The following is a 6963-nucleotide window of genomic DNA, read 5'->3' as shown; positions in this document are numbered from 1 at the left end:
GGTTCGAGGCGCGCGGTTTGGGACGGTGGGCATGCCTTTGAAGGCATGCGGCCAACTCTTTGAAGAGTTGGGCGCGGCCGGGATTACGGCGCGTTTGGTCGAGCGAAGCTGGTGTGTCTTGGAGGTGATCCGGTTGGCCGCGCGTGTGAACGGTTGATCTGTGCCGAAGCTTCTTCCGAAGGCTGCTTAGCGCGCGGGCTGGCCGGCGTGGCGGGCCAGTCCTTTGAAGGACTGGGCGAACCCTTTCAAGGGTTCGGGCGCCCGGTGTCGCGGGCGGCGCATGCTGTCACGGCAAGAGACGACCGCCGGCTTGCGGGCCGAATTGCGCAATGACCCGGTCGGCCATGTCGGGATGGCGGCGCAGAAGAGCAGCCACTTCGCTGGCGACGCTGCGGCGGGTTGCGCCGCGTGCGGAGCGGTATTGCAGGGCAAGCGCGTTCAGCATCTTGTCTTCCACAGTCTGCGTCATCTGCCCCGGTGTCAGGTAATGCGCCACGATGGCTTCGACGGCAGGCTGGCCCTGAAGCTCGATCAACGCGGTAACATAGGCACCGAGATAGGCCTTGTCCTGCAGAACGGCCTCATGCAGCGCCTGCGCCAGCACCGGCGCAAAGCGGAGGTCGTTGGACAGGCCTGCCAGAAGGATGCGGATCGGCCGTTGATCGAGGCCCCCGGCTTCGATGTTGTCCAGAAGTCCCCGCAGAGGCGGTATGTCGACCTCCTTGAGGCTGGCATAGGGCAGTCGGTCGAGCTCCTGCAGGGCGAGGCGCTGAAGATCGGGGTTGGGGTCGTTGATGAGGGCGGCAAAGAGCCGGGCACGATCCGCGTCGCGGCCCAATTGCCACGCGGATTGTTTTTCGACCACGGTTCGGACAACGCGGCGGAACGGGTCGTCGAGCACGGTGGCTTCGATCCACGGGCCATAGGCGCCGTCGCGGACCAGAAGGACTGTCGCCGTGGCGTCGCGATGTGTGGCCTCCCGGAACGCTGGGCTCGCCGTCACTCCGAGACTGCCCAGGTTCGGGCCGATCAGCGTTTCCATCGTGTCGTAGAGGCCCGCCGCATCCGGGCGCGCGATGACCGCCTGTTCCGTGTCCAACAACAGGTCAACCAGGGTGGGGTTCGGCGTGTAGCCATGAAAGGCTCGGGCCAGCGCGCTTTGCGCGGGCCCGAGGCCGAGAAGGGCGGCAAGCGCCCATCCAAGGTGCTTCCTGCGGATGATATGTCCCAAATCCGGTCTTTCGTTGCACTGGCTTCGGCTGCGATCAGGATACCTCAGGTCCTCACTTCGGCAAAGTCCGCAATCAGTCCTGTGACGATGGTGGCGTGGTCAGTTTTTCGTGTTCGAGAAACGCCTCGAAGGCATCGAGGTGGATCGCTTCGAACTGACCGAAGGCCTGCATCCAGACGCTGGCATCGCGCAGCGCGTCAGGTTCCAGTTTGCACCATTTCACACGCCCACGTTTCTCCTGGCTGATGAGACCTGCCTCGGCCAGAACGACAAGATGTTTCGAGATCGCGGCAAGCGACATCTCGAAGGGGTCCGCCACATCGGTGACGGCCATGTCATCCTCGAGCAGCATCGTCAGGATCTGACGGCGGGTCGGGTCGGCGAGGGCGGCGAAGACAGTGTCAAGCGATGCGGGCATGGGGCGCAGTAGACGAGGCTGCCGGGAAAACTCAACCGAAAAGTTGAATATGGCGAAACTGCGGGAAACGCCGGGTGGCCCCCTGCGACCGTTTGGAATGTGGGTGTGCAGCGTCAGATAAATTTCTTTTAATCAATATGTTAAGGCGGGCGTGCCGCATCCAACCAGTGCCTTGACTCAGGCTATGCCGCGCCGTAGCACATGCGCAACGTTCCAACCGGAGTGGAGTGCGTGTCTGACGACGATCCAAAGCAACGGCTGAAAGAGCTGGAAGCGCGGATCGCGGCGGCCAAACGGCCCAAGGAAGACAAGCCGCACCAGGAGGAACATTACAGCCAGGCGCAGCAAGCGTGGCGCATGGTGATCGAGATGGTGTCCGGTCTTGGGATCGGATTTGGCATCGGATACGGGCTTGATGCGGTCTTCGGGACCGATCCGTGGTTGATGGTGCTGTTTACATTGCTGGGCTTCGCGGCGGGGGTGAATGTGATGATCCGCACCGCCAGGGAGTTCCAGGTCAAGCAGCTGGCCGAGAAGGCCGGAGAGAACGAGAGGGATCGACATGGCGACTGAAGCAGGTCACGGCGAAGGCGGCGGTCTTGTTTTCCACCCAATGGACCAGTTCATCATCAAGCCGCTGTTCGGCTATGGTGAGGTGGGCATGTTCACCTTCACCAACGTGGCGCTGTGGCTGCTGCTGGCAGTGGCCTGCGTGATCGCGCTGATGGTGCTCGGCACGTCGAAGCGCGCGACCGTGCCGTCGCGTGTGCAATCGGTTGCCGAACTGGCCTACGGCTTTGTCTACAAGATGGTCGAGGACGTGACCGGCAAGGATGCGGTGAAGTATTTCCCGTATATCTTCACGCTGTTCATGTTCATCGTCTTCTCGAACTTCCTCGCGCTGATCCCGATGTCCTTCTCTCCGACCTCGCATATCGCGGTGACGGCAGTTCTAGGTTTCGGTGTTTTCATCGCAGTGACGGTTCTGGGCTTCGTAAAGAACGGGGCCTCGTTCCTCGGGCTCTTCTGGGTGTCGAGCGCGCCGCTGGCGCTGCGTCCGATCCTGGCCGTGATCGAACTGATTTCCTACTTCGTGCGTCCGGTCAGCCACTCCATTCGTCTTGCCGGCAACATCATGGCGGGTCACGCGGTTCTCAAGGTGTTTGCAGGCTTTGCCGCGATCACCGCCGTTGCACCGCTGTCGATCCTCGGCATCACGGCAATCTATGCTCTGGAGGTGCTCGTCGGCTTCATTCAGGCCTACGTGTTCACCATCCTGACCTGCGTGTACCTCAAGGACGCGCTGCACCCGCATCACTAATGTTCGGTGCGTGACCTCACGTACCCTACGCCTCAACGCTAACTTCCAATCGTAAGGAGAATTCACATGGAAGGCGATCTCGCACACATCGGCGCAGGCCTGGCAGCAATCGGTTCCGGCGCAGCCGCAATCGGGGTGGGCAACGTGGCCGGCAACTACCTCGCAGGTGCCCTGCGTAACCCGTCCGCTGCTGCATCGCAGACAGCAACGCTCTTCATCGGTATCGCGTTCGCAGAAGCGCTGGGGATCTTCGCGTTCCTCGTGTCGCTGCTGCTGATGTTCGCCGTCTAAGCTTCGGACTTTTATCCTTACGCGCGGGCGGTGCCGTGATCACGCGGCCCGCCCGATGTAACGACAAGTTCCGACGGAGGACGACATGGCAACCGAAACCCATGGTACAGCCAGCGCATGTGTGGGCCCGGATGGCAGCGCCATCGGCATGCCTCAGCTTTGCGCCGACTGGATGCCGAACCAGATCTTCTGGCTTCTGATCGCGCTCATCGCGATTTACTTTGTCCTGTCCCGCATCGCGTTGCCGCGCATTGCGACGGTTCTCGCGGAACGACAAGGCACGATTACAAACGACCTCGCGGCTGCTGAAGACCTCAAGCAGAAAGCCGTGGAGGCCGAAGAGGCCTACAACAAGGCTCTGGCGGATGCCCGCGCTCAGGCGCAGGCGATCATCGCCCAGAACAAGGCAGAAATGCAGGCCGAACTCGACAAGGCGATTGCCAAGGCTGATGCCGAGATCGCCGCCAAGGCTGCCGAGTCCGAGAAAGCGATTTCGGACATCCGCGCATCCGCCGTGGAAAGTGTCGAGGCCGTGGCCAAAGACACCGCAGGCGCCATTGTGGCGGCTTTGGGTGGTCAGGTGGATGACGCGACCGTCGCCGCCGCCGTTGACGCGCAGATGAAGGGGTGAGCGACATGAACCGTATCATGACCATTGCCGCAGCATCGCTGCTCGCTAGCCCCGCGTTCGCTGCGTCGGGTCCGTTCTTTTCGCTCGGCAACACCGATTTCGTGGTGACCATCGGTTTCCTCGTTTTTATTGGTGTCCTGCTGTACTTCAAGGTGCCGTCGCTGGTGCTGGGCATGCTGGACAAGCGCGCCGATGGCATCCGTGCAGAGTTGAATGAAGCCAAGGCGCTGCGCGAAGAGGCGCAGGCGCTGCTTGCCAGCTACGAGCGCCGTCAGCGCGAAGTGCAGGAGCAGGCGGATCGTATCATCGCGCATGCCAAGGAAGAGGCTGCACTGGCCGGTGAACAGGCGAAGGCGGATCTCGAGAAGTCGATCGCGCGTCGTATGGCGGCGGCCGAGGACCAGATCGCGTCGGCGCAGGCCAGCGCCGTCAAGGAGGTGCGTGATCGCGCGATTGCGGTTGCGATCAAGGCCGCCCGCGACGTGGTCGCCAAGCAGATGACCGCCAAAGACGCGGCCAAGAGCATTGACGACGCGATTGCAGAGGTCGGTCAGAAACTGCACTGACCTTCTCTGAGCGCAGAAATGAAAAGAGCCCCGGATGTCCGGGGCTTTTTTGTTTTTTCAGGGTCCGCGTTAACTGTGTTTTGACCAACAGTGCCTAGATGCCTACGGTAAAGAGGAGCTAAGTTGCCATGGTCGACAATGTGACAAACGCCCTGATCCTTGAGCATCTGACAGCGATCCAGTCCCGGATCGGAGCGATGTCGTCGGACCTGTCGGATGTGAAGACAGATGTTCGCAGCATGAAAAGTCACATGGCAGGATTCCTGCAGGCTGAAGTGGCGCAGGACAATGCGATTGCGTCCATGCAGGCGCGGCTTGATCGAATCGAACAGCGTCTAAATTTGCAGGACGGGCCTTAACCCGCCGGTGGTACCCGTTCCCCAAACAGGGCTGATCCAACGCGGATATGGGTTGCGCCGAACGCGATGGCTTGTTCGAAATCGTCGCTCATGCCCATCGACAATTGGCTGAGACCGTTGCGGTCGGCCAGTTTGCGCAGAAGCGCGAAATGGAGGGACGGGGTCTCGTCCACCGGCGGGATGCACATCAGGCCCTGAACAGGGAGATCCAGGGCGCGGCAGTCCTTGACGAAACTGTCGGTGTCAGTCGGGGCGATCCCCGCTTTCTGAGGTTCTTCGCCGGTGTTCACCTGGATGAAGAGCGGAGGACATTTGCCCATTTCCTGCGCCAGCCGGGCAAACGTATTGGCCAGCTTCGGCCGGTCGAGCGTGTGGATCGCATCGAACAGGTCGAAGGCCTGACGCGCCTTGTTGCTTTGGAGCGGGCCGATCAGGTGCAGGTCGATGCCATCATATGTTTCGCGGAAGTCCGGCCACTTTCCTGCTGCTTCCTGCACGCGGTTTTCGCCGAAGCTGCGGTGCCCTTCCCTGAGCACGGCGTCCACCCGTTCGTTGGGTTGCACCTTCGAGACCGCAATGAGCGTGATGTCGGCTGGATCGCGGTCCGCCTGCCTGGCGGCCTTTGCGATGCGCTCGTTGATGTTGCTCAATCCCATGGTGTGTCTCCCCAAGCGTCGATGAAGGGTTGAAGCTCGGTCTCGTAACGGCGCCATGCCGCGGCAGAGCTCTTGTAGATCGGTTGGCGCACCTGATGCAGGCTCAGCGTTTTGACGGTGCCGCCTTTCTCGTGGAAGTTCAGGCACTGGTCTTCCCAGTCAAGCCCAGCGGCCGCGATCAGGTGCCGGGACTGGGTTTCGGGATCAGACACCAAATCCTCGTAGCGGATTTCGGCGAACCGGTCTGGCAGTGTCGTGCGCCAATGCGCGATGGTTTCGCGAAACGCCTTTATGACGTCCGCGATGCTGGCGAGATCATTGGCATAGCGATGCGTGCCGCCGTTGAAATGGTTCTTGTAGATCGACAGGGCGATGTCGCGCGGATCGCGGTGAACCACGATGAAACGGGCATTGGGCAGGGTGGCGTGCAACAGCCCGTAGATCAGAAACGCCATGATCGACTTGTCGGTCAGGTAGGGCGTGCCTTTGGCGGCAAAGGGGCGCAGCGCCGCGTTCAGCTTGTGGGGAAAGGACCGAAGGGTCTCGGACTGTTCCTTCGCCAGATCGCGCATGTCGGCTGCCGTGCCGAAGAGCTCGTAGGCGGTTCTGAGGGCCGTGGCCATTTCGCCCCCCGCCTGAACCTTGCTGTGGCTGGCGATGATCTGTTCGACCAGCGTCGTGCCTGAGCGCGGCAGGCCGGTGACGAAAATCAGCGCAGGATCGGTGCCAGCGCTGTCTGTCAGAGGTCCGAGGCCCTCCTGTGCCGCGAGAACACGCTCCCGCTCGGCCTTGCGGGCAGAGGGATCGTCAGGCCAAAGCTCGGCTTGCGCGCGGTTGGCCTGGCGCAGGTGGGGGAACACTTTGGCGGTGTTCTTCGTATCCTCCATCGCCTTGGCGAGGGCAAAGTTGATATGCATGCGACCGCCGGTGGACAGGCGGGGATGATTGGCCAACCGCCGCATGGCGCCAATCATGGGATCGTTTGGCTGAATGCGGATCGTTGTGGCGAGCATGCGGTAGAGCTCGGCATCATGGGGATGTTTCTTCTGCAGCTTGCGCAGGAGTTTTTCGGACTCGTCGAACTTCCCGGCCGTCTGAAGATAGAGCGCCTTTTCCGCCTGCGGTTTGATGGCCTTCGGATCAAGCGCGATCAGCCTGTCGAACAGTTCAAGGACAGTGTCGTGATTGCCGGCTGCGGAATGGGCCGCGATGGCTTCGGTCAGGATGGCTGGTTCGGTGGGGCGCAGAGCGACCGCGCTGTCGATGGCGCTTTGCCGCTTTTCCGCGTCGCCAAGCAGGGCCGCGAGGCGTGCGCGCTGGTAGTGGATTTCGGGAAGGTTGGGGGCTTGCAGGGCCAATCCGTCCAGCAATCCGGCGGCCTTTGCCACCTCGCCCTGACGGGCCAGGGCCAGCGCCGTGTCATAGGTCGTCTTGATCACGTGGACGGGAGTGCTCTGCATCGGTGCCTTTGCCTTTTGCCTCTAGCTAGT

At 61.7% G+C, this 6963-nt stretch carries 10 protein-coding genes; 6 read left to right on the top strand and 4 right to left on the bottom strand.

Features of this window, described 5'->3' with window-relative positions; all coding sequences use genetic code 11:
- Window positions 1–286 precede the first annotated feature (286 nt).
- Together MRY75_RS12815 and MRY75_RS12810 are read right to left on the bottom strand one after the other, a co-directional pair.
- Complete coding sequence (locus MRY75_RS12815) at window positions 287–1231, bottom strand: hypothetical protein (protein ID WP_292308403.1); 945 nt, start codon at window positions 1229–1231, stop codon at window positions 287–289.
- A 73-nt stretch (window positions 1232–1304) separates the two neighbouring features.
- The gene (locus MRY75_RS12810; RefSeq protein ID WP_292308402.1) at window positions 1305–1649 is read right to left on the bottom strand and encodes a metalloregulator ArsR/SmtB family transcription factor; all 345 of its coding nucleotides are present in this window, start codon (window positions 1647–1649) and stop codon (window positions 1305–1307) included.
- 231 nt (window positions 1650–1880) lie between these two features.
- On the opposite strand from MRY75_RS12810, the gene MRY75_RS12805 reads away from it, so the two are divergent.
- From MRY75_RS12805 to MRY75_RS12780, 6 genes are all read left to right on the top strand, one after another.
- Complete coding sequence (locus MRY75_RS12805; RefSeq protein WP_292308401.1) at window positions 1881–2222, top strand: AtpZ/AtpI family protein; 342 nt, start codon at window positions 1881–1883, stop codon at window positions 2220–2222.
- Entirely contained in the window at window positions 2212–2970 is a 759-nt protein-coding gene (locus MRY75_RS12800) for a F0F1 ATP synthase subunit A (RefSeq protein ID WP_292308400.1), read from the top strand. The genes MRY75_RS12805 and MRY75_RS12800 overlap by 11 nt, the downstream gene beginning before the upstream one ends.
- A gap of 66 nt (window positions 2971–3036) precedes the next feature.
- Window positions 3037–3261: a F0F1 ATP synthase subunit C gene (locus MRY75_RS12795; RefSeq protein ID WP_072775827.1), complete on the top strand. Its 225-nt coding sequence runs from the start codon at window positions 3037–3039 to the stop codon at window positions 3259–3261.
- Between the two features lie 85 nt (window positions 3262–3346).
- Entirely contained in the window at window positions 3347–3892 is a 546-nt protein-coding gene (locus MRY75_RS12790) for a F0F1 ATP synthase subunit B' (RefSeq protein WP_292308399.1), read from the top strand.
- Window positions 3889–4458, top strand: a complete 570-nt coding sequence (locus tag MRY75_RS12785) for a F0F1 ATP synthase subunit B (protein WP_292308398.1) — start codon at window positions 3889–3891, stop codon at window positions 4456–4458. The genes MRY75_RS12790 and MRY75_RS12785 overlap by 4 nt, the downstream gene beginning before the upstream one ends.
- Window positions 4459–4586: 128 nt before the next feature.
- A complete protein-coding gene (locus MRY75_RS12780) occupies window positions 4587–4817 on the top strand; it encodes a hypothetical protein (protein WP_292308397.1) in 231 nt (76 codons plus the stop codon).
- Here MRY75_RS12780 and MRY75_RS12775 read toward each other — a convergent pair.
- Window positions 4814–5473, bottom strand: a complete 660-nt coding sequence (locus MRY75_RS12775; RefSeq protein ID WP_292308395.1) for a YggS family pyridoxal phosphate-dependent enzyme — start codon at window positions 5471–5473, stop codon at window positions 4814–4816. The genes MRY75_RS12780 and MRY75_RS12775 overlap by 4 nt on opposite strands.
- A complete protein-coding gene (locus MRY75_RS12770) occupies window positions 5464–6933 on the bottom strand; it encodes a tetratricopeptide repeat-containing sulfotransferase family protein (RefSeq protein ID WP_292308393.1) in 1470 nt (489 codons plus the stop codon). The genes MRY75_RS12775 and MRY75_RS12770 overlap by 10 nt, the downstream gene beginning before the upstream one ends.
- Window positions 6934–6963 lie beyond the last annotated feature (30 nt).

Source organism: Marivita sp. (genome assembly GCF_022763305.1).
GTDB lineage: Bacteria > Pseudomonadota > Alphaproteobacteria > Rhodobacterales > Rhodobacteraceae > Marivita.
Note: the sequence above shows the minus strand (reverse complement) of the source record. Positions and strands in the feature narration are given on the sequence as shown.

What these genes read in the sequence shown, in the direction of transcription:
- MRY75_RS12800 (WP_292308400.1), top strand. Translation starts at nt 2,212, where the DNA reads ATGGCGACTGAAGCAGGTCACGGCGAAGGCGGCGGTCTTGTTTTCCAC.
- MRY75_RS12795 (WP_072775827.1), top strand. Translation starts at nt 3,037, where the DNA reads ATGGAAGGCGATCTCGCACACATCGGCGCAGGCCTGGCAGCAATCGGT.
- MRY75_RS12790 (WP_292308399.1), top strand. Translation starts at nt 3,347, where the DNA reads ATGGCAACCGAAACCCATGGTACAGCCAGCGCATGTGTGGGCCCGGAT.
- MRY75_RS12775 (WP_292308395.1), bottom strand. Translation starts at nt 5,473, where the DNA reads ATGGGATTGAGCAACATCAACGAGCGCATCGCAAAGGCCGCCAGGCAG.
- MRY75_RS12810 (WP_292308402.1), bottom strand. Translation starts at nt 1,649, where the DNA reads ATGCCCGCATCGCTTGACACTGTCTTCGCCGCCCTCGCCGACCCGACC.
- MRY75_RS12780 (WP_292308397.1), top strand. Translation starts at nt 4,587, where the DNA reads ATGGTCGACAATGTGACAAACGCCCTGATCCTTGAGCATCTGACAGCG.
- MRY75_RS12770 (WP_292308393.1), bottom strand. Translation starts at nt 6,933, where the DNA reads ATGCAGAGCACTCCCGTCCACGTGATCAAGACGACCTATGACACGGCG.